Source organism: Mesoflavibacter zeaxanthinifaciens DSM 18436 (assembly GCF_000422365.1).
Lineage (GTDB): Bacteria > Bacteroidota > Bacteroidia > Flavobacteriales > Flavobacteriaceae > Mesoflavibacter > Mesoflavibacter zeaxanthinifaciens.
This window is the reverse complement of sequence record NZ_KE383820.1, coordinates 305,221-325,993: the sequence shown is the minus strand read 5'-3', so window position 1 is coordinate 325,993 and position 20,773 is coordinate 305,221. Positions and strand designations below refer to the sequence as shown.

At 30.1% G+C, this 20,773-nt stretch carries 21 protein-coding genes; 4 read left to right on the top strand and 17 right to left on the bottom strand.

The features are described from left to right. Nucleotides 1-47: 47 nt before the first annotated feature. Nucleotides 48-380 (bottom strand): gliding motility protein GldC, encoded by a 333-nt coding sequence (gene gldC / locus H574_RS0113560; protein WP_027881101.1) that lies wholly within the window; start codon nucleotides 378-380, stop codon nucleotides 48-50. Between the two features lie 2 nt (nucleotides 381-382). Further along, nucleotides 383-1,342: a gliding motility lipoprotein GldB gene (gene gldB / locus H574_RS0113555; RefSeq protein WP_027881100.1), complete on the bottom strand. Its 960-nt coding sequence runs from the start codon at nucleotides 1,340-1,342 to the stop codon at nucleotides 383-385. A gap of 91 nt (nucleotides 1,343-1,433) precedes the next feature. Between gldB and nadE the strand changes: the two genes are divergently transcribed. Together nadE and H574_RS0113545 are read left to right on the top strand one after the other, a co-directional pair. After that, nucleotides 1,434-2,222, top strand: a complete 789-nt coding sequence (nadE, locus tag H574_RS0113550; protein WP_027881099.1) for an NAD(+) synthase — start codon at nucleotides 1,434-1,436, stop codon at nucleotides 2,220-2,222. 109 nt (nucleotides 2,223-2,331) lie between these two features. Continuing rightward, nucleotides 2,332-2,958, top strand: coding sequence for a response regulator (locus H574_RS0113545; RefSeq protein ID WP_027881098.1), 627 nt, complete (start codon nucleotides 2,332-2,334; stop codon nucleotides 2,956-2,958). On the opposite strand, the gene dnaG is transcribed toward H574_RS0113545, so the two are convergent. The 5 genes from dnaG to H574_RS0113515 all read right to left on the bottom strand — a co-directional run bounded on the left by dnaG (nucleotide 2,953) and on the right by H574_RS0113515 (nucleotide 8,456). Continuing rightward, nucleotides 2,953-4,911 (bottom strand): DNA primase, encoded by a 1,959-nt coding sequence (dnaG, locus tag H574_RS0113540; protein WP_027881097.1) that lies wholly within the window; start codon nucleotides 4,909-4,911, stop codon nucleotides 2,953-2,955. The genes H574_RS0113545 and dnaG overlap by 6 nt on opposite strands. Before the next feature lie 132 nt (nucleotides 4,912-5,043). Further along, on the bottom strand, nucleotides 5,044-6,111 hold the full coding sequence (locus H574_RS0113530; RefSeq protein WP_027881096.1) for a porin family protein: 1,068 nt from the start codon (nucleotides 6,109-6,111) through the stop codon (nucleotides 5,044-5,046). Between the two features lie 32 nt (nucleotides 6,112-6,143). Further along, nucleotides 6,144-6,854 (bottom strand): hypothetical protein, encoded by a 711-nt coding sequence (locus H574_RS0113525; protein ID WP_027881095.1) that lies wholly within the window; start codon nucleotides 6,852-6,854, stop codon nucleotides 6,144-6,146. Then, complete coding sequence (locus tag H574_RS0113520; RefSeq protein ID WP_027881094.1) at nucleotides 6,841-7,401, bottom strand: RNA polymerase sigma factor; 561 nt, start codon at nucleotides 7,399-7,401, stop codon at nucleotides 6,841-6,843. The genes H574_RS0113525 and H574_RS0113520 overlap by 14 nt, the downstream gene beginning before the upstream one ends. Before the next feature lie 77 nt (nucleotides 7,402-7,478). After that, on the bottom strand, nucleotides 7,479-8,456 hold the full coding sequence (locus H574_RS0113515; RefSeq protein WP_027881093.1) for a polyprenyl synthetase family protein: 978 nt from the start codon (nucleotides 8,454-8,456) through the stop codon (nucleotides 7,479-7,481). Nucleotides 8,457-8,604: 148 nt separating this feature from the next. Here H574_RS0113515 and H574_RS0113510 point away from each other — a divergent pair, with 148 nt between their 5' ends. Further along, a complete protein-coding gene (locus H574_RS0113510; protein WP_027881092.1) occupies nucleotides 8,605-9,594 on the top strand; it encodes a T9SS type A sorting domain-containing protein in 990 nt (329 codons plus the stop codon). Between the two features lie 53 nt (nucleotides 9,595-9,647). On the opposite strand, the gene rlmN is transcribed toward H574_RS0113510, so the two are convergent. The 10 genes from rlmN to H574_RS0113455 all read right to left on the bottom strand — a co-directional run bounded on the left by rlmN (nucleotide 9,648) and on the right by H574_RS0113455 (nucleotide 19,961). Then, on the bottom strand, nucleotides 9,648-10,691 hold the full coding sequence (gene rlmN, locus H574_RS0113505; protein WP_027881091.1) for a dual-specificity RNA methyltransferase RlmN: 1,044 nt from the start codon (nucleotides 10,689-10,691) through the stop codon (nucleotides 9,648-9,650). Nucleotides 10,692-10,927: 236 nt separating this feature from the next. Continuing rightward, entirely contained in the window at nucleotides 10,928-11,977 is a 1,050-nt protein-coding gene (queA, locus tag H574_RS0113495; RefSeq protein ID WP_027881090.1) for a tRNA preQ1(34) S-adenosylmethionine ribosyltransferase-isomerase QueA, read from the bottom strand. A 103-nt stretch (nucleotides 11,978-12,080) separates the two neighbouring features. Then, nucleotides 12,081-13,304 (bottom strand): 3-phosphoshikimate 1-carboxyvinyltransferase, encoded by a 1,224-nt coding sequence (locus H574_RS0113490; RefSeq protein ID WP_027881089.1) that lies wholly within the window; start codon nucleotides 13,302-13,304, stop codon nucleotides 12,081-12,083. 11 nt (nucleotides 13,305-13,315) lie between these two features. Then, a complete protein-coding gene (locus H574_RS0113485) occupies nucleotides 13,316-13,642 on the bottom strand; it encodes a nucleotide pyrophosphohydrolase (protein WP_027881088.1) in 327 nt (108 codons plus the stop codon). A gap of 108 nt (nucleotides 13,643-13,750) precedes the next feature. Next, a complete protein-coding gene (locus H574_RS0113480) occupies nucleotides 13,751-15,721 on the bottom strand; it encodes a DUF3857 domain-containing protein (protein ID WP_027881087.1) in 1,971 nt (656 codons plus the stop codon). A gap of 3 nt (nucleotides 15,722-15,724) precedes the next feature. Further along, on the bottom strand, nucleotides 15,725-17,599 hold the full coding sequence (locus H574_RS0113475) for a DUF3857 domain-containing protein (RefSeq protein ID WP_240471275.1): 1,875 nt from the start codon (nucleotides 17,597-17,599) through the stop codon (nucleotides 15,725-15,727). 84 nt (nucleotides 17,600-17,683) lie between these two features. Next, entirely contained in the window at nucleotides 17,684-17,878 is a 195-nt protein-coding gene (locus H574_RS0113470) for a hypothetical protein (RefSeq protein WP_027881085.1), read from the bottom strand. A 2-nt stretch (nucleotides 17,879-17,880) separates the two neighbouring features. Then, the gene (dtd, locus tag H574_RS0113465; protein WP_027881084.1) at nucleotides 17,881-18,333 is read right to left on the bottom strand and encodes a D-aminoacyl-tRNA deacylase; all 453 of its coding nucleotides are present in this window, start codon (nucleotides 18,331-18,333) and stop codon (nucleotides 17,881-17,883) included. A 1-nt stretch (nucleotide 18,334) separates the two neighbouring features. Continuing rightward, complete coding sequence (gene rsgA, locus H574_RS0113460) at nucleotides 18,335-19,285, bottom strand: ribosome small subunit-dependent GTPase A (protein WP_027881083.1); 951 nt, start codon at nucleotides 19,283-19,285, stop codon at nucleotides 18,335-18,337. A gap of 46 nt (nucleotides 19,286-19,331) precedes the next feature. After that, a complete protein-coding gene (locus tag H574_RS0113455) occupies nucleotides 19,332-19,961 on the bottom strand; it encodes a carboxypeptidase-like regulatory domain-containing protein (RefSeq protein WP_027881082.1) in 630 nt (209 codons plus the stop codon). A gap of 158 nt (nucleotides 19,962-20,119) precedes the next feature. Between H574_RS0113455 and H574_RS0113450 the strand changes: the two genes are divergently transcribed. Next, on the top strand, nucleotides 20,120-20,761 hold the full coding sequence (locus H574_RS0113450; protein ID WP_027881081.1) for a hypothetical protein: 642 nt from the start codon (nucleotides 20,120-20,122) through the stop codon (nucleotides 20,759-20,761). The last annotated feature ends 12 nt before the right edge of the window (nucleotides 20,762-20,773 follow it).

The following is a 20,773-nucleotide window of genomic DNA, read 5'->3' as shown; positions in this document are numbered from 1 at the left end:
AAACCGAAGCAAATTGCTTCGGTTTTTTATTTTAAATTATGATGCTCTTATTTTTTCAATTCAAGTTTTTCTGCAAAGTAATCACAAAAATCTTTCATTGTAGCAGACATTTTTTCGTCTTGTGTTGCTCTATGAAATGTGTTACTCATAGCTACTAATGTTTGATGGAAAAAAACTTTCATTTCATCTACAGGCATATCTTTTGTCCATAAATCTATCCTTAAAGATTCTTGCGCTTTACTATCCCAAACAGAAAGCATCATTGCTTTAGCTTCTGCATTTGTTATTCCGCCATCTTGTGCTGTCCAGTTTAATTTTTCTGGAACACGATTTTCATCTAATTCTACGTTTAATTTTATTTCTGATTTAATATTTGCCATTATTAATTTGGTTTATATTTTGCTTTATTAAAAATTGTTTGTGCTGGTGTATTTAACAACTGTACAAAATCTATGTCATTTTTTTCTGCATAAGACCTTACAATTTGCCAACCTATGTATCTTCCTACACGACCAGGCGATTCATTATCAATTTGCTCTAAATAAAATTTAGAAAAAGGAGCTGGATTAATAAACCTACCAGGTAATTTTGCATCTGTACTAAAAAGCAACTCTTTATCTACAAAGTAACGCCAGATGTACTCTTCATTAGATTTTACCCATTCTATTTGCTCTGGTGTGTATTTTATTTTTTCTGCATCAGTTTTAAACGGAATAATCATGTCTTTGAAATACAATATCTTTCCGTGGTAAATCATTTCTTCTAACAAGTTTTTTCGTTTGCCATCTAAAATTATTTTTTTAGCATAAGCTTCAGATAGGTCTGAAACTATATATTCTGACTCCATATTACTAGCAATATACTTTTGCATACCTTGATAAAACTCATGGTCTTTTCCTAAATACGTATCAAGCTCTATTAACGTAACTGTATCTGTTACAAAAACTCTATTTTGATATACCACTCTATCATTAAAGGTTATTATTCTTGGGATTTTAGTATCTGGGAAATAATATTTTAGATGTTGATACATTTTTTTTATTTCAACAGTCTCATCCTTAAAATCAGGAAAAACTTCTCTTGTTTTTTCAGCAATTAGAACATCTAAAGTATCTGTCATTCTGTTTAACCAAAACTCATCTTCATATTTATTAGAAAACATAAATGGATATGCTTCTTTTAGTTTTGGAAAATCTTCTTTAGAAGTGTTAGAAAACGCTAAATCAAAACGTTCTACATCTAAATTCACATTAATTTTAGATATTTCTTCTTCTATTTTATTGTCGTCTTCACAAGAAAACAGACTAAAAAAAATAAAAACACAAAAAATGTAAACTCTCATAGACTTAAACTTCTCTTAATTTTTATTACTTAAAGCTTTACTTTACTTTTGTTAAACAAAGGTACTACACTTTAACTTAAATTCTTTTATTATGCAAACAGAAAAAGTTGTTAAACATATTGTAAACTGGTTAAAAGACTATGCAAATAACGCAAAAGTTAATGGTTTTGTTGTTGGTGTTTCTGGCGGAATCGATAGCGCAGTAACATCTACTTTGTGCGCAGAAACAGGCTTAAAAGTTTTATGCATAGAAATGCCTATACATCAAGCAGCTAGCCACGTAAGTAGAGCACAAGAACACATCAAACAACTTAAAAATAGATATAGTAATGTTGACGATGTTAGAGTAGATTTAACTCCTGTTTTTGAAGAGTTTAAGACAGAAGTTTCTTTAGAAGGCAAACAGGATACTGTTGATATGGCACTTGCTAACACAAGAGCAAGACTGCGCATGACTACTTTGTACTACCATGCAGGTTTATATGGGTTATTAGTTGCTGGAACTGGAAATAAAGTTGAAGATTTTGGCGTTGGTTTTTATACAAAATATGGAGATGGCGGCGTAGATTTAAGTCCAATTGCAGATTTAATGAAAAGTGAAGTTTATAAAATTGGCGAATTTTTACATGTCCCTAAATCAATAATTGAGGCAGCACCAAGCGATGGTTTATTTGGTGACGCAAGAAGCGACGAAGACCAAATAGGCGCTAGCTATCCTGAATTAGAATGGGCTATGACCATGGATGCCAAAGGAAAACAGGTTTCTGATTTTTCGGGAAGAGAAAAAGAAGTTTTTAAAATATATAAGTCATACAATACCAGAAACTTACATAAAATGAACCCTATACCTGTGTGTGAAATCCCTAAATTTTTGTTATAACACCTTAATTTACTTTGTTTTTTTCTGTTTTTTACATAACTTTAGAATGCTATTAATTATTCTATAACCAGTCTATCTTACTTTTTGATGGATATAAAAAACTTACAACATGGTCAAATTATTGGTTGCAGACCAATATCCTATTATTACAAAAGGAATAGAATTGGTCTTTTCAGATTCTAGAGATGTAAAAATTGTTGCTACTGTAGCAGACGGAGAAGCTATCTTTGACGTTTTAAATGAATACTACGTAGACATTATAATGTGCGACATTGACTTACCCAAACTTAACGGGATAAGCGTTTTAAGACGCTTAAAAAAAGAACACCCTAACGTTAAAACAATTATTTTTTCTGGACAACAAGAAGATGTTTATGCGATTAGCACCATTAAAGCTGGCGCAGATGGATTTATATCTAAAACAGAAGACTTATTAACATTAAAAGATGCAATAATGAAAGTGCATTTAGGAGGCGTTTATTTAAGTCCTGCTTTATCTAAAAAAATTGCATCAAATAAATCTAAAAGTAGAGGAGGAAGTTATTTTAAAAAACTATCTACAAGAGAAGTAGAAGTTTTAAAACTTCTTTCTAATGGTAGACGAAACAAAGAAGTTGCTGAAGAATTAAACATAAACGAAAAAACGGTAAGTACTTATAAAGCAAGATTAATGAAAAAGTTAAACGTCTCTAACTTAATAGACTTGGTTAATCAAGCTAATAATTTAAACCTATAAAGGTTTACCTAAGCGTCTAGATAAAATGTTATCTAGTTTTTTATAATCCATTACATCTTCGATAATAGATCTATTTTGCACTGTTAAATCACTATCTGTTTGCTGCAATAAACTGTTTATCTTTTTAGTTATTAAAAATGACCTTAAGTGCAAAATAGTTTGACTAACTAATTGAGATAAACTTATTGTTTTGTCCTTAGGAAAGATATTGTTTCTTTGCCAATCTGCTAGACTATATTTTTCATCTTCCATCATAATAGAAGTGATCTCTTGTGAAAGCACAGGATCTATAGTGTTAATAAGGTTTTCTATTTTAAAATTAGGATCTTGGTTTAAACCATTTATGACCTCATAATAAATAGATTTAAATTTTGGATTTAAAAACTCCATTTCGTCTTCTTGAAGATCTAAGTAAATTTTTTCAAATACTTTAGCTTCTTGTATTACTGTTTCCTCTACTAAATCACCTTTTTCATTTTCTTTCAATATAGAATCTTCAAACTCTTCTGTTCTATCACCATAAAGCAATAAAATTTCAATAATTTTTCTTTCTAATTCATATTGAACATCAACCTTTTTTACAGATTGCTCTGGTTTTATTACATCAAATGCTTTTTTTGCTATGACATTTTGTTTTGAAGTTTCGTTTACTTCTTTATTTTGAAGTTGTGCTAAAGTTGTAAAAAGTACATCTTCACTTATATCCATAATACGAGCGCATTCTTGAATATAAACCTCGGTTTTAATCCTGTCTGGTATTTTTGAGATACTTGTAACAATGTCTCTAATCGTTTCAGCTTTTTTTATTGGATCTCCTTTTGCAGATTGGTATAACACCGATGCTTTAAACTGAATGAAATCTTTAGCGTTTTCTTCTAAATAAGTTGTTAACTCTTCTAATGTATTTGACTTAGCAAAACTATCTGGATCTTCGCCTTCTGGAAAGGTACAAACCTTAACATTCATACCTTGCTCTAAAATCAAATCTATACCACGTAATGACGCACGCATACCTGCAGCATCGCCGTCAAAAAGCACCGTAATATTTTTGGTTAGCCTATTAATTAATCTAATTTGATCACTTGTTAAAGCTGTACCAGAACTTGAAACTACGTTTTTTATTCCTGTTTGATAAAACTGAATAACGTCTGTATAACCTTCTACTAAATAACAATTATCTTCTTTTGCTATGCTTTGCTTAGCATGATAAATACCATAAAGCACTTTACTTTTATGGTAAATTTCACTTTCTGGACTATTTAGATATTTGGCTGCTTTTTTATCGTTTGTTAAAATACGACCTCCAAAACCTAAAACACGACCACTCATGCTTTGTATAGGAAACATTACACGACCTTTAAATCGGTCAAATTGTTTGTTTTCTTTAACTATTGTAAGTCCTGTTTCTTCTAAAAACTCTAATTGATATCCTTGTTTTATAGCCTCATCTGTAAAAGCACTCCAATCGTCTAAAGAATAACCTAAATCAAACTTTTTTATAGTTTCTGATGTAAAACCACGCTCTTTAAAATAGCTTAATCCAATTGCTTTACCTTTATCTGTATTGTGTAATATATTTTGAAAATATGTGTTTGCATATTCACTTACCAAATAAAGACTTTCTCTTTTATCTTGCGCTTCTTTTTGAGCGTTAGTTTGCTCTGTTTCTTCAATTTCAATATTGTATTTTTTTGCTAAATACTTTATTGCTTCAGGATAAGTAAAATGCTCATGCTCCATTAAAAAAGCTACTACATTTCCTCCTTTACCTGTACTAAAATCCTTCCAGATTTGCTTTACTGGAGATACCATAAAACTTGGTGTACGCTCGTCTGAAAACGGACTTAAACCTTTAAAGTTACTACCAGCTTTTTTAAGCTGAACGAAGTCACCAATAACCTCTTCTAGTCTGGCGGTTTCATATACTTGATCTATGGTAGTTTTTGATATCAAAAGATGTGTGTTTTTAATGCTTATTTAGACTGTAAAAGTAATAATATTTTACTTCTTCTTTTAATAACAAAACAATCTAAACAAAAAAAACCTCTTAAAATTTTAAGAGGCTTTAATACTAACTTATTAGACTTAATCCAAATCTACTCTAATACCTAATGAAATATTATTTTGATCTACTGTTGCGTCTTTAAAAATTGTAGACAAGTCATATTTAGCATATAAACTTAAATCTCCGTAACCTATATAAGCCGCTAAACCATAAACAAAAGTATTAGTATTGTAGCTTGTTTTTATTTTCTGTTTTACACGATCACCAAATTCATCTTCGTAAACTAACTTTTGTTGTGTCCCTAAATTGACACCACCATAACCACCTATACCTACTTTAAAATGATCATCTGTAAAATATCTAATACGATCTTTATATTCTTTTTTAGTTGATGGTCCAAACTCAAAATACACAGGTATTACAAGATTTGTAGTTCTAAACTTTGCTTTTTTTAAGTCGTTAGGAAAAACCTGCAGAGTTGTTTCTTCTGTTCCTTTTTCAAAATACAAATTGTCTTTTATATCAAATTTATTCCACTGAAAAGACAACCCGTATTTAAATCTTAAAAAATTAGATTCTTTAAAAACTCGTGTATTCCATAACCAACCAAGTTCTACAAACCCAGATCCTCCTAATTTGTATGGAGAATCATCTAAAGAAACACCATCTATAATTGCGTTATTAAAACCCATTGCAAAAAGCAATTGATTACCAGTTCTTATATCATATTTTGGTGGAGTTTTTTTTGCTTTAACCTCTACTATTTCTTTTTGTCCATCTCCTATATTAATAGAAAACACTGTTGACTTTTTATCTGGATCTGGTAGATCGTTATTGCGCTCCATTAATTCGAACTTATTTTCTAAAATAATGTAACGATTCTCTATGTTTTTAGCATGTTTTTCTGCAGCTTCTTTTTTAAGCTTTTCTGCTTCTTCAAAAGTAATATCTTCTCTATCTAAACGGTCATTAATATTATCTACTTCTTCTTTTAAAGTTTCAAGTTCGGCTTTTTTAATACGTTCTTTATAATCTTCGATCATTTTAGAAACGTCTTGTTTTGCAACTGTTAATGTGTCTTGTGCTTGCAGTTGACTAACTACAAAAATTGAAATTAATAGCGTTAAGTGTTTAATAATGTTTTGCATAATTGTTCGTGTTAATTTTGTTAGATGAAATATTAATTATCGCTACTTACTACTGTGCTTTTTACGGTTTCATAGCCTGATTTTACGACATGAAACAGTCTGTGTTTTAATGACTTTTCTGAAGTCATCTCTACTTCTTCCAGTAGATCGTTAGCGTTTATTTTTTCTGTTACGTTTTTATAATCATCTGCAGAAAATTGATTCATTGCATTTTCTAAAAGCTGGTTAGCTTCGTCTAAATTTATTTGTTCTTCAGATACTTCTGCAACTATATTTTCTGATATTTGATTAATTAGTTGATTGTTATTTTCTTCTTTATTTTTATGGTTAACCGTTGCTAAATGTTGCTCTGGTTTTTTCTTTTTATTAGTTATTAATGTTTTAGGTGCTTCTGTTTTTAATTTAGAGTTTTCGCTTTCTTCATTAACATTTACTAATGGTTTATTTTCTAAATTTTCTTCAATTTTATTTTTTGTAATTGTAGGCTTTTCTTTATTTTGTTGGTTTTTTTCTTGATTAACAATAGTGTTTTCTGGCAATACTTCTTCTTTGTTAAACAAAGTAATGGCTAACATTACACCTACTAAAGTTGCAGCTACACCTAACCACCAAACAGACAATTTTCTTTTTTTATCAGACTGCTCTAGTTTATTATTTAACTGTGTCCAAGCGTCTTTACTTGGCGCTATGGCACGGCGTTCTAAAACGTCTTTAGCTTTCTTTTCAAATTTATTTGGAGCCATACTCTTTGGTCTTTTGGTTATTAATTTGGGTTTGCAATAATTGTCGTGCTTTAAACAATTGTGATTTTGATGTACCTTCTGAAATGTTTAATTCTTTTGCAATTTCTGAGTGTTTATAACCTTCTATCGCATACATAACAAAAACCATTTTATAGCCATCAGGTAAATTATCTATCATTTTTTGCAAATGTGCCACATCATATTGTTGTGATGTACTATCTTCTATCTCTGTATAAGGATGCGTATCTTCTGTAAAAAATAGTTGCTTGTCTTGACGTAAGAAAGAGATACTTTCTCTTATCATAATGCGTCTTATCCATCCTTCAAAACTTCCTTCACTTTTAAATTGTTTAAGATTAGTAAACACTTTTAAAAAACCGTTTAGCATGACTTCTTCTGCTTTTTGAAGGTCTTTTATATAATAACGACAAACGCTTAACATTTTTGGCGCGTGCATCTCGTATAACGTATGCTGCGCTTTTCTGTTATGCTGAATTGCTTTTTTTATCAGCTTTGCTTCGTTATTAAAAAGTGTTACTACTTTCACAAAAACGTGTTTAGTTGGACGTTGTATTTATAAAGACGCAAAAACTATGAAAAAGGTTGCCTGAAGTTGAAAAAAAATTATTTTTTTCTTTCTATCACGTAATTTACCATCAGTTTTAATGATGCTTTATAGTCTGATTCTGGGAAAGTTTCAAGGATGTTTAGGGCTTCTTTTTGAAAAGATTTCATTTTAGAAACAGCATAATCTAGTCCGCCATTTTCTTTTACAAATTCTATAACCTGATTAACTCTTTTTTTATCCTTGTTATGGTTTTTCACTGAATTGATTAACCAGTTTTTATCTTTTTTAGAGCAAGTATTAAGCACATAAATAAGCGGTAAGGTCATTTTTTGCTCTTTAATATCTATACCTATAGGTTTACCAATACTTTTAGAACCGTAGTCAAACAAATCGTCTTTTATTTGAAAAGCCATTCCTATTAACTCTCCAAATTTACGCATGGTTTCTACTTCAACAGAATTAGGTTTTACAGACGCTGCGCCTAAACTACAACAAGCAGCGATTAAAGTTGCTGTTTTCTGTCGGATGATTTCGTAATAGACTTCTTCGGTAATATCTAATTTTCTGGCTTTTTCTATTTGAAGCAATTCGCCTTCACTCATTTCTCTTACGGCAACCGAAATTATTTTAAGCAAATCAAAATCGTTATTATCTATAGAAAGTAATAACCCTTTTGATAATAAAAAGTCTCCTATTAAAACTGCTATTTTGTTTTTCCAAAGTGCATTGATCGAGAAAAAACCACGACGTTTGTTACTATCATCAACAACATCATCGTGTACTAAAGTTGCTGTATGGATTAGTTCTATAACAGATGCACCACGATAGGTACGTTCGCTAACCTCTCCGTTTGCTACCATTTTTGCAACTAAAAATACAAACATTGGTCGCATTTGTTTTCCTTTTCTATTTACAATGTAGTAGGTAATACGATTAAGTAATGCGACTTTAGAAGACATTGACAACCTAAATTTTTGTTCGAAAAGATCCATTTCAAACGCTATAGGTTGTTTTATTTGTTCGGTTATTTTCAAAAAACAGTGATTATTTTATGAATTTCAAAAATACGAATAAAGTAAGACACAATATTATTAATATTTTGTAATTTTTTGTAGTCGTGCTATTTAATAGATTTTTTTGTTTAACTTTAAGTTAATTTATTAATCAACAACTAATTAGCTTATGAGAAATTTTACTTTACTTTTATTATCCATTATTTTTTCGATTGGTGCTTATAGCCAATGCACCACTATTACAGGTGAAAATTATGGAAACTTGGTTATGGTCAATGATGGTACAGCAGAACAAATTGCTGCAGATAATTGGCCAAACGCAGAATATTCTGCTATTGAAGGCTTAATTATAGGTAACACCTATACTGTTACAGGAACAAATACTACTAGCATATATATTACTGTTGCAGAAATCGACTGGCAAAATCCTGCTATAGGAGGTACAGTATTAGCACATGGTGCTTCTTCTGTATCGTTTACTGCTACTACTACAGATGTCATAATTCATTGGCATTTAAATGCAGCTTGTCAAACCCAAGCTTTTGACGCAACAGTAACTACAATACAATGTACAAGTCCTTCTTGTACCTGCACCGCTACAATGATGCCAGATGCTGCAAATATTACTTATCCTGCTAATGGTGCTATCGATGTACCAATTGATATGACAGATCCAGCAAACCCTGTTATAAACGGTTTTGCATGGACAGATAATGGCGCTGCTACTACGTACGACTTAAATCTATTAACTGTAGGAACTGTTACTGGAGTTACAAGTCCTGTTAACATAACTTATGGTTCTTGGGCTTATAATACAACCTATACATGGAATATTACTTCTACTAATTGTTTAGGAACAGTAACTAGTGTTGATTACACTTTTACAACCGAAGCTGATCCTAATTTATCTACAGATGAATTTAACATTAAATCATTTAGTATTTATCCTAATCCAACATCAGACTTTATAAAAATTAAAACAGAAGTAACTATAAATTCTGTTGAAGTATTTAATCAATTAGGACAAAAAGTATTATCATTAAATAATGATCAAATAATAGACAACTCCATAAATGTAAAAGAGTTTAATAACGGTATTTATTTTATGACTATTACCACTGAAGAAAGGAAAGAAACTTTTAAATTTATAAAAGAATAATTACACTTATTAATATTTAAAAAGCGATTTCAAAATAATTGAAATCGCTTTTTTTATTTACTCTTATTGGCTAATTGACCACAAGCGGCATCTATATCTTTACCTCTACTTCGCCTAACTGTTACCGTTATATTATTAGCTTCTAATATATTTTGATACATATCTATAGCTTCTGTGTTTGCTTGCTGAAACTCGCCATCATCAATTGGATTATATTCGATTAAGTTAACTTTACTTGGTGCAAATTTGCAAAACTTAACTAATGCATCTACATCTTTACGTTTATCGTTTATGCCTTTCCATACTACATATTCATAAGTTATCCTATTTTTTGTTTTAGCATACCAATATTCTAAAGCTTCTCTTAAATCTGATAGCGGAAACGTTGCATTAAATGGCATTATTGATGTTCTTACCTCATCTATTGCAGAGTGTAATGACACTGCTAATTTAAATTTAACCTCATCGTCTGCCATTTTTTTAATCATCTTTGGCACTCCTGAAGTTGACACCACAATACGCTTTGGAGACATTCCTAAACCTTCTGGCGAGGTAATTTTGTCTATTGCCTTTAATACGTTGTTGTAGTTCATTAATGGTTCTCCCATACCCATAAAAACAATATTGCTTAAAGGTCTATCATGGTATAATCTACTTTCTCTGTCTATGGCTACGACTTGGTCATAAATTTCGTCTGGATTAAGATTACGCATACGTTTTAAACGTGCTGTGGCGCAAAACTTACAATCCAAACTACAACCAACTTGACTAGAAACACATGCTGTTGTACGTGTACTGGTTGGTATTAAAACCGACTCGACCACCAAACCATCATGTAATTTTACAGCATTTTTCACTGTACCATCACTACTACGCTGTAAAGTATCTACTTGTATATGATTAATTACAAAATTATCTTCTAGCATTTGACGTGTTTCTTTTGAGATATTGGTCATATCTTCAAAAGTATGAACGCTTTTACTCCATAACCATTCATATACTTGATTACCTCTAAAGGCTTTGTCGCCTTGAGACACAAAAAAATCTCTTAATTGGTCTTTGGTTAATGCACGTATGTCTTTTTTCTTTATTTCCATAGATTTTGCAAAGCTACAAATTATGATTTATCCTTTGTGTAAGTGATTGATTTATTTAATGTAATAGTCTTTGGCTGGCGCATTAGCGGTTAAGGCTTTGTTGAAGCTCTTTTTGTGTTGTTGCGTATATGCAACACAAAAAAGCGACTGCCGAAAACGCGACCCTTTTGGGTAATGCCATAAAAAAACCTCTTCTTATTGACATAAAAAGAGGTTAATTTATATTTATTTTTCTTTTACAGAATTAACATGGCATCACCATAACTGTAAAACTTGTATTTTTCTTTAACAGCTTCTTCATAAGCATGCTTTACAAAATCGTGTCCTGCAAATGCAGAAATCATCATTAATAATGTTGATTTTGGTGTATGGAAGTTTGTAATCATTGAATTAGCAATACTAAAATCGTATGGTGGAAAAATAAATTTATTTGTCCAACCTTCAATCTCGTTTAACGTACCGCTTGAAGATACCGAGCTTTCTATAGCACGCATTGCTGTAGTACCAACTGCGCATACACGACGTTTTTCGGCTTTTGCGTTATTGATTATTTTTACTGCTTCTGGTCCTATTTTTAGCTCTTCGCTATCCATTTTATGTTTAGAAAGATCTTCTACCTCTACTGGGTTAAATGTACCTAAACCAACGTGTAATGTTACTTCTGCAAAGTCTACACCTTTAATTTCTAAACGTTTTAATAAGTGTTTTGAAAAGTGTAATCCTGCTGTTGGAGCTGCTACTGCGCCTTCTTCTTTTGCAAAAATGGTTTGGTAACGCTCTTCATCTTCTGGCTCTACTTCTCTTTTAATATATTTTGGTAATGGTGTTTCTCCTAACTCATTTAATTTTCTACGAAACTCTTGGTAAGATCCATCGTAAAGAAAACGTAGTGTACGACCACGAGATGTTGTGTTATCTATTACCTCTGCAACCAAAGACTCGTCTTCTCCAAAATACAATTTATTACCAATACGAATCTTACGCGCTGGATCTACTAATACATCCCAAAGACGTTGTTCTTCGTTTAATTCTCTTAATAAAAATACTTCTATACGTGCTCCTGTTTTTTCTTTGTTACCAAATAAACGTGCAGGAAACACTTTGGTATTATTAAGAATCATCACGTCTTTTTCATCAAAATAATCGATCAAGTCTTTAAACATTCTGTGTTCGATTTTTTGAGTATCTCTGTGCAATACCATTAAACGAGACTCGTCTCTATTTTCTGCTGGATATTCTGCTAAAAGTTCTTCTGGTAAGTCAAAGTTAAAATGTGATAATTTCATCTAGTTGCTTTATTTTATTTACAAGTTGCAAATATACAATCTGAAACTAGGCGTTGTCAAGTAAATGAGCAATTATTATTTACAACCTAGCAATAACAAGGGTTTACAGAGCTAAATTAAAACCTAAAGTTTTTAAATCTTCCCAATATGTTGGATATGACTTAGAAACGACTTTATAATCTTTAATTATAATATCTGTTTTTAATGCTAATGGTGCAAATGCCATAGCCATTCTGTGGTCATTATAGGTGTCTATTTCGATATTATTTAAAATTGAATTTGAAGCTTCTAAAGTTAGACTATCATTAGTAATAATTACATTACCTCCAAGTTTTTCTATTTCGGTTTTTAAAGCAACTAATCTATCTGTTTCCTTTATTTTTAAAGTGTGCAAACCTGTTAAATAACAAGATAAGCCTAACCCAAATGCTGTTACTGTAATGGTTTGAGCTATGTCTGGCGCTTCTTGTAAGTTTAATTCTTTAATTGATTTTGCTTCGGAAGTTTTTGAAATTATTACAGAGTTATTATTAAACTCAGTCGAAACTCCAAATGTTTTATAAATCTGTTCTAAAACAGAATCGCCTTGCAAACTTTCCTTTTTATAAGATGAAATAGTAACATTAGCACCTATATCTGAAAGTGCTATAATACTATAAAAATAGGATGCAGAAGACCAATCGGACTCTACTACCAAATTTTTATTTTCTTTTATATTTAGTAATCGCTTTACTGTAATTACATTATCTTTAAAAGAAGATTCTACGCCTATTTGTGATAATAAATTAAGCGTCATTTTTATATATGGAATAGATGTTATTGTTCCTTCTAAAGTTAACTTTAGTCCGTTTTCTAATTTAGGAGCAATTAACAATAATGCCGAAATATATTGACTACTAACATTGGCTTTTAAAGTAACTTCATGACCTGTTAGTTGTTTTCCTTTTATGATCAATGGTGGAAAACCTTCGTTTTCTTTATATGAAATATCTGCACCAATTTGTCTTAAAGCATCAACTAATATGGCTATTGGTCGCTCTTTCATCCGTTTAGATCCAGTTAATTCTACTTCTCTATTTTTTTGAGTAGAATAGAATGCTGTTAAAAAACGCATTGCTGTACCAGCGTGATGTATATCTATAATTCTATCTGATGATTTTAATGCCTTTTGCATTAATTGACTATCGTCTGAATTTGACAGGTTTGCAATATTAATACTTGGATATAACGCTTGTAAAAGCAACAGTCTGTTTGACTCACTTTTTGAGCCTGTTATAGCTATTTTTTTGTTGCTTGATATGGTAGATTTATGGAGTTGTAAATTCATCTATCTATGATTTACTTTAATTTTTGATTGTTATGGTGTCTGTCGTGATCGCGTTTTGTTTTTAAGTCTAACTTTTTATCAAAAGCATCTTGTAAGTCTACTCCTGTTTGATTTGCTAAACATAAAACTACAAACATAACGTCTGCTAACTCTTCACCTAAATCTTTATTTTTATCGCTTTCTTTTTCGCTTTGCTCTCCATAACGTCTTGCAATAATACGTGCAACTTCACCTACTTCTTCTGTAAGTTGCGCCATATTAGTAAGCTCGTTAAAATATCTTACTCCATGATTTTTAATCCAATTATCTACTTCTTGCTGTGCGTTTTTGATATTCATTACTAATTACCTTTGAAATGTTGATTAAACACTTCAAAGATAATTATTGTATTTTCAAAAGCTATAATACTTTTAAAATATGATTAGAATGTTTGAATAAATTTTTGTTTAAGCTTTTTTAAGAACAATTTTTTCTGACTCTTTGTCTTTTAAAAACTGATAGAATTTTTTAAAATCAAGATATTGATCTGGAGTAATTAAAGTTTGATTTATCTCTGTATCTACCATAATCTGAATTTTATTACCTACCTGCTTTGCTATGTAAGTAAAGCTAGCTGCATTAGCATTAAACTTAACTGATGCGCTTTCTGGTAAAGCATCTACCACATAGCCTTCTGGAAGGTTAATATTTACGATATATTTACTTGATAATGGTGCTACAAAATCTATAGGATAATTTCTTTGTTCTTGTACAAATGGATTTTCTTCTGAAATCAAAAATGCTAAAGGAGACAAATAGATCATACCTGCAATTTCTTCTGCTGCACCTTCGTATGTAAAATCGTAATCATAGGTTATTGGCTTGTATGTATTATCTAAATCTTTATGATTAATCTCATTAATTATTAACCCTGAATTATCATTTTCTATGTCTTGAATTATAGATTCTTTTGCTTTACCTCTATTATCATCCCTATAATTAAAAGCATAATAATCGGTTAGTCTTTTTCTAAGTTTACCTGTTTCGGTTAAATCTTCATTTAAATCTAAGTTTAATGAAATTATTTCTTTAGATGTTTTTTTTGGAGACAATTGTACCCAATCTGAAGTATTGTCTTCTCTTACAATTCTACCTAACCAATTAATAGCTCTTGTAGGAAGAATATTTATGTTAGCGTTTTTTTGTGTAGCGTCTAAATAGATTAAACCTTGTTCTTTTTCTACTGCACAGACTACATAGTTAAATCCACTTCTTGTTGGAAAAAGAGGCACACCATTATCTCTTGTACTTATTAATACAGGATTTGCTTTTATTCCTGCTTTTTTAAGCATTGATACTAAAATAAGGTTTATCTCTGCAACATTACCTACTCCTTCTTTGTAAGCTTTTTTTACACCGTCATTGGTTTTATATCCTATAAAGTCATTCCATTTTACCTTGGATTTTACTAAGTCGAATATTGCAAGAATCTTTTCGTCATCACTATTAGTTTCTTTAAGTACTTTTGCTAAATCTTCTTCGTAGTAACTTGATTTTTCTATTTGCTCTCCAAAGCTTTCGCTTTTATTTATGTTTTTTGTGATTTTGTCCCAAGTGGTAGAATATGATGTAACTTTTCCGTTTGGAGCTCTATAAAAAGCATACTCTAATGCTAATTTACCTCTATAATTATCTAAATTATCAACATACGGTTCATCTTTTAACGAAGCTACATTATCCATATTGATATTGATGATGTTTTCATCAAACTCTAATCCTTGAGATTTTGCATCAAATTGCTCTCTTCTTACTTTTTTTGTTTCTGTTAGTTCTGGTTGAATTTTTGCTTTAAGATTTGGGTATTTATTGTAGTTAAAATACTCTGGTATTGCTATTCTACTTTCTATTTTATTTATTGGAATATCATATTGAACAATAACATCATCTATACTCATAAATGGAGTTTTAAGAATATACTCAAATTCTATTACACAACCTTCTTCTATACTTGGCATTGTAAAAGATTTGGTTGCCCAAAATTCATTATTTTCGTTTTCAAAAATATTTTCTTTTCTAAGTTTTATTTTTTCTACTTTTCCATTTTTTAAAACATAAGTATAGCCTTTAATTCCTATAACTCTCTCTCTTGTTGAGGCATCTTCATTGTATAGTTTCAACTTTTTAGTTGCATAATCGTAACCTTCTTTATTATAAATTTTAATCCTTTCGTGTACTTTTCTTGTTTGCTCGAAGCCTTCTATTGTACTAAAATCAAAAGCAATCTCTTCACTTTTATATAATACTGCTGCATTTGCTTCTGACTCTAAAGGATGTTGTTTTTCTTCAACCTCTTCTTTACTAACTTTTCCGAATTTAAAATTTTGTGCTTTTGTTGTTACTGTAGATATTAACAGTAAAATAATAATTATTCTTCCCATTGGTTATTGATTTATTTTTAAGACCATTTTTGATTTGTCATATTTTGCTATATCTAGTCTAAATTGTCTGTAGTTTTTGTAGTCTTCTTTAGTATATGCGCCTTTATTGATAAGTAATTCTCTTGTGTATATTAAAGTTTTTTCATCTTTTGATTGGATAGAAGCTTTATATAGCCCAAATTTATTTTTTATTTCTATTGGTTCAAATAGAGCTTCTACTACTACATTTTCTGGTAGTAATATTTCATACTCATCAACATCATAAAAACCTCTGTCTATTTCAAAAGGTAAACTTCTGGTCTTATATCTTGGTGGCACGTATGCCATTATATTAAAAATATTAGGGCAGAACAAAAATCTGTTTCCTGCTTTTGTTGTGTAGTTTTTTGCAGATAATTTTAAATTTTCTTCAAATACAATCTGATCTTTGTTATTGATTAGGTTGATATTTTCTATTTTAAGATTCTTTATATTATCAAAATAATTTTTATAATAAAGTATATTTTCTTTTTCTGTTTGTATATCTAAGCGTTGATATTTTTTATATTGTGTTCCTTGAGATTTTATGCTAACATTAGCTTTAATACTTCCTGTTTGATCAATACTTACACTTGCTAAAGTTGTTTGTTTATTTTCTTTAGGAGCATAACTTTTTGTATGTATTATTTTACCGCCTTCTGGTGTTATTATCAACACATCCCTATCGTCTGTAAAATTAGCTATATAACCAAATGGTGCTGTTTGACTTGTACATTCTAAAGTAATATAATCGTCATTATTAGGTATACTTAAAATAGCATGATTACCTTGTAATGAAGAAAAATCTGAATCTATATCACGTATATCTGAGTCACCATAAACAATAGTATAATAAGAGGTTACACCTACGTAATCTAGTAATGCTTTTGTGTAGTTAGAAAGACCTTTACAGTCTCCATACCCAAGTCTATCTACATCTTCTGCTAACATTGGCTTCCAGCCACCAATACCAACTTGTATGCTTATATACCTTGTTTTATTTTGCATGTAGTTATAGACTATTTTGGCTTTTTCAATTGGTGAAGAAGCGTCTTTGGTAAGCTCTGTAATTTCTGTTTTAACTTCTTCTGGTAGCTCTTGTGTGCCAGATAATAGTTTATCATCCATCCACTTCCCAAAGTCTTGCCAATTGTTATTAACACCTTCTACGCCTAACATGCTAAAGTTTTTTAAAGTTGCTTTGACTGAAGGAACTATTTTTGATAATGAAGGACTAAAAGCTTCTCTTGTAACTGCTGAAGCGTTTTCAATCTTATAATTAAAATCTGAAATCTTTTCAGCTTTATATTCTTTTAAATTAGATTCTTTTACTACTACCTCTATAGGTGTGTTATTTATTATTTTGTAGGTAGAAAGCTCTGTACTTACGTTATAAGCCTCTAAAGGATACCATGACGGAATAAAAGCAGTATTTGTATTAATTGTCTCGACAGTAAAGTCTACTGTATAAGGATAACTGCTTGGTGTATAATCTAAATGCAATGCACGATTATCATTAAAAATAGAAAAACCATCAGCAACACTAACATCTGAAAAGTCTCTTTTTTTTACAGTTTTAATTTCTCTTCCTAATTGATCATATATAATCGCTTTTATCTTCTTGACATCTTTACCATCATCATAATAAGCTACTGCATTTACGTGTCTATTTCCTGCTTCGTTTAAAACCGTTACTATTCGACGTTTTTTATAAGTAATAACATCTATTGATTCGATAGTAATTTCTACTGAATTTTCTCTAATAATTGCATTAGCATTATCTGTTAAAGCAGTATTAAATAAACTAAACTGTAAGTTACTTTGTGCAAAAAAAGTTGTTGAAAAAAGGATTAAGAGCAAAGCGCTCTTCAGGTTTTTATAAAAGGGCATTATTGATTAATTTGCGACTAATATATGAATATTAATTCAACAAAAAAACTTATATCAATTTCTGTTTTTCCTTTTAACTATGTATGGTAAAATTAAAATATGAAATAATCCCATTGCTACACCAAAAAACACGCCCATTTTAACTAATTCATTTAAAGTATAATCATTATCTATAACTAAATGAATTAACGAAAAGATAATACCGTTAAATAAAAAAGCTACAATAAATTCTAATATTTTTCTTTTCATGGTTATTCTTTATTTTTTGTATCTATAATGATGGTTACTGGTCCATCATTTACTAAAGCAACTTTCATATCGGCACCAAATTGTCCTGTTTGAATAGGCTTTTGTAAGTCTGCTTCGCAAGTTTTTATAAAACTTTCGTAAAGCGGAATTGCAACATCTGGTTTTGCTGCTTTTATATAGCTTGGTCTATTGCCTTTTTTAGTACTGGCATGTAAAGTAAATTGACTTACAACTATTACATCGCCATCAATATCTTTTACAGACTTGTTCATCACACCGTTTTCATCAGAAAAAATACGGCAATTCATTATTTTATTGACTAACCAATTAATGTCTTCTTGCGCATCTTCTTCTACAATTCCTACTAAAACTAATAGACCTTGTTCTATTTTAGCTACTGTTTGGTTATCTATAGTGACACTTGCTTGACTAACACGTTGTAATACAACTTTCATCTTACTCTTTATCCCAATTATCAGTTCGGTAATGCTCTTCTTCTCCTTCTAAAATCTGAACATAACTTCTATATCTTGATGCTGCAATTTCATCATTTTCTAAAGCATTTTTTACAGCACATTTTGGCTCTTCTAAATGTAGACAATTATTAAATTTACAATCTTGTTTTAAGGCAAAAAACTCAGGAAAATAATCACCTACTTCTTCTCTTTCCATATCAACAACTCCAAAACCTTTAATCCCTGGAGTGTCTATGATTTTAGCATCAAAACTTAAATCAAACATTTCTGCAAAAGTAGTAGTGTGTTGTCCTTGCATATGCTGCATGGATATTTCTTTAGTTTTTAAATCTAAAGATGGTTCTATAGCATTTACCAAAGTAGATTTTCCTACACCAGAATGACCTGTAAACATACTTACTTTACCAGACATCATACTTTTTACCTTATCTATATTTTTTCCAGTTTTTGCTGAAATGCCAACGCACTCGTATCCTATTTGTCTATAAACATGTGCCAAATACCTTACCTCATTTAGTGTATCTTGATCATAAGTATCTACCTTATTAAACAAAAGTACAGCCTTAATATCATAAGCTTCTGCAGTAACCAAAAAACGATCTATAAAACTGGTAAATGTTGGAGGATTATCAATTGTTACTAACAAAAATACCTGATCAATATTAGAAGCAATTATGTGTGTTTGTTTAGATAAGTTAACAGATTTTCTAACGATATAATTGTCTCTATCATGAATCTTGTTTATCACTCCAGTTTCATTATCACTTTTTGTATCTAACTCAAAATCCACGAAATCACCAACAGCAATTGGATTGGTACTTTTTATTCCTTTTAAACGGAATTTACCTTTTATTCTACACTCGTAAGTCTGACCTAATTCGGTCTTTACTGTGTACCAGCTTCCTGTAGATTTATAAACGCGTCCTGTCATTTAAGCTAAATAAGTTACAAAATAACAATTTTTAAATTGAAATACGCTAAGGCTTAATCGCTTTTTTAGATGGTAATTTTTCACCATCTGCTACAATAGTTATTAAATAAACACCAGAGTTAAACTGAGATAAATCTAAACTTAAAGGTTGTGATACATTATTAAATTGATGTTGTTGCAAAATTTGTCCCGATAAGTTTGTTACTTGCACTTCAACTTGATTATAATTCTTTAACAGTTGTAAACTAAAAACACCTGTTGATGAAGGATTTGGAAAAAGCTTAGACTTGACTATAGCTTTATTGTTTTCTGTAATTTTAGTAACCTTTACAAAGCAACTGTAACAACATTTATAAGTCGTAGATTGATAACCAATTAAAACAACTTCATCCAAAGTATTATCAACTTTTAATATTACTTCAATATTATTTTGATCAGTGATTACAATATTTTTAGTACTGTAACCTAAATACAAAATTGAAAGTGTATCATTTTTTATTGCTTCAATTTTAAATTCACCATTAGCATCAGATGTTGTTCCCCTTTTTGTGCTTTTAACAATAATATTAGCATCTTCAAGTTTGTTTTCACCATCTGTAATAGTTCCTTTTATTGTTTGCGCTTTTATTATTATTGAAGATAAAAGCAATAGACTTAAGAGTAATTTTAGTTTCATAATTATTAAATTATTAATTAGACAACCAAACTTAACATTAACCTAAAATTTATAAAACCTTAATTGAGGGAAAGACCATTTTGATTGAGGGAAATAAATTGATAAAAATTATAAATTAATGTATATTCGCAAATGAACAAACAATCAATTTAATATCAATGAAAAAACAATTAACCTTTTTATTTTTCTTTTTTATCCTATTTTTAGGTCAATCGCAAACACATCTCTACGAAAACCCTAAGTTTGATAGCATTGCAAAAAACCACAAATCTATTGCGATAATTCCTTTTAAAACTCAAGTAAAACTGAGACCCAAACAGATGAAAGACATCACTGAGGAGCAATTAAAAAAATTAGAAAAAGATGAATCTTTAGGTTTACAACAAGGAATGCATTCTTGGTTTTTAAAAAGAAAGAAAAGAGGTAGTCTTAAAATAGAAGTTCAAGAACCTTCAAGAACAAATGCAATATTAAAAAAATCAAACATTTCTTATAATAATATTGAAGATCAACTACCTGAAGAACTTGCTAAACTTTTAGGAGTTGATGCTGTAATAATGGGAACATTTGAAACCAACAAACCAATGTCTGAAGGAGCATCAATAGCATTAGGTCTTTTAGTAGGTTTTTGGGGAAGCACAAACAACGCTATAGTAAATATGAATGTTCATAACAGTAATGATGGAATATTACTTTGGAATTATAATAAAAAAGTAAAAGGCAGCATTGGAAGTAGCCCAGAAGATTTGGTAAATATTTTGATGCGTAAAGCATCTAGAAGATTAGCTTACACAAAATAACATTATAAAAAA

Bases quoted from the DNA above. Each gene is read 5' to 3' on its own strand.
- nadE (WP_027881099.1), top strand. From the start codon at position 1,434: ATGCAAACAGAAAAAGTTGTTAAACATATTGTAAACTGGTTAAAAGAC.
- H574_RS0113510 (WP_027881092.1), top strand. From the start codon at position 8,605: ATGAGAAATTTTACTTTACTTTTATTATCCATTATTTTTTCGATTGGT.
- H574_RS0113525 (WP_027881095.1), bottom strand. From the start codon at position 6,854: ATGGCTCCAAATAAATTTGAAAAGAAAGCTAAAGACGTTTTAGAACGC.
- H574_RS0113530 (WP_027881096.1), bottom strand. From the start codon at position 6,111: ATGCAAAACATTATTAAACACTTAACGCTATTAATTTCAATTTTTGTA.
- gldB (WP_027881100.1), bottom strand. From the start codon at position 1,342: ATGAGAGTTTACATTTTTTGTGTTTTTATTTTTTTTAGTCTGTTTTCT.
- H574_RS0113455 (WP_027881082.1), bottom strand. From the start codon at position 19,961: ATGAAACTAAAATTACTCTTAAGTCTATTGCTTTTATCTTCAATAATA.
- H574_RS0113490 (WP_027881089.1), bottom strand. From the start codon at position 13,304: ATGAATTTACAACTCCATAAATCTACCATATCAAGCAACAAAAAAATA.
- rsgA (WP_027881083.1), bottom strand. From the start codon at position 19,285: ATGACAGGACGCGTTTATAAATCTACAGGAAGCTGGTACACAGTAAAG.
- dtd (WP_027881084.1), bottom strand. From the start codon at position 18,333: ATGAAAGTTGTATTACAACGTGTTAGTCAAGCAAGTGTCACTATAGAT.
- H574_RS0113480 (WP_027881087.1), bottom strand. From the start codon at position 15,721: ATGGGAAGAATAATTATTATTTTACTGTTAATATCTACAGTAACAACA.
- H574_RS0113470 (WP_027881085.1), bottom strand. From the start codon at position 17,878: ATGAAAAGAAAAATATTAGAATTTATTGTAGCTTTTTTATTTAACGGT.
- rlmN (WP_027881091.1), bottom strand. From the start codon at position 10,691: ATGGAAATAAAGAAAAAAGACATACGTGCATTAACCAAAGACCAATTA.
- gldC (WP_027881101.1), bottom strand. From the start codon at position 380: ATGGCAAATATTAAATCAGAAATAAAATTAAACGTAGAATTAGATGAA.
- H574_RS0113485 (WP_027881088.1), bottom strand. From the start codon at position 13,642: ATGAATATCAAAAACGCACAGCAAGAAGTAGATAATTGGATTAAAAAT.
- H574_RS0113545 (WP_027881098.1), top strand. From the start codon at position 2,332: ATGGTCAAATTATTGGTTGCAGACCAATATCCTATTATTACAAAAGGA.
- queA (WP_027881090.1), bottom strand. From the start codon at position 11,977: ATGAAATTATCACATTTTAACTTTGACTTACCAGAAGAACTTTTAGCA.
- H574_RS0113450 (WP_027881081.1), top strand. From the start codon at position 20,120: ATGAAAAAACAATTAACCTTTTTATTTTTCTTTTTTATCCTATTTTTA.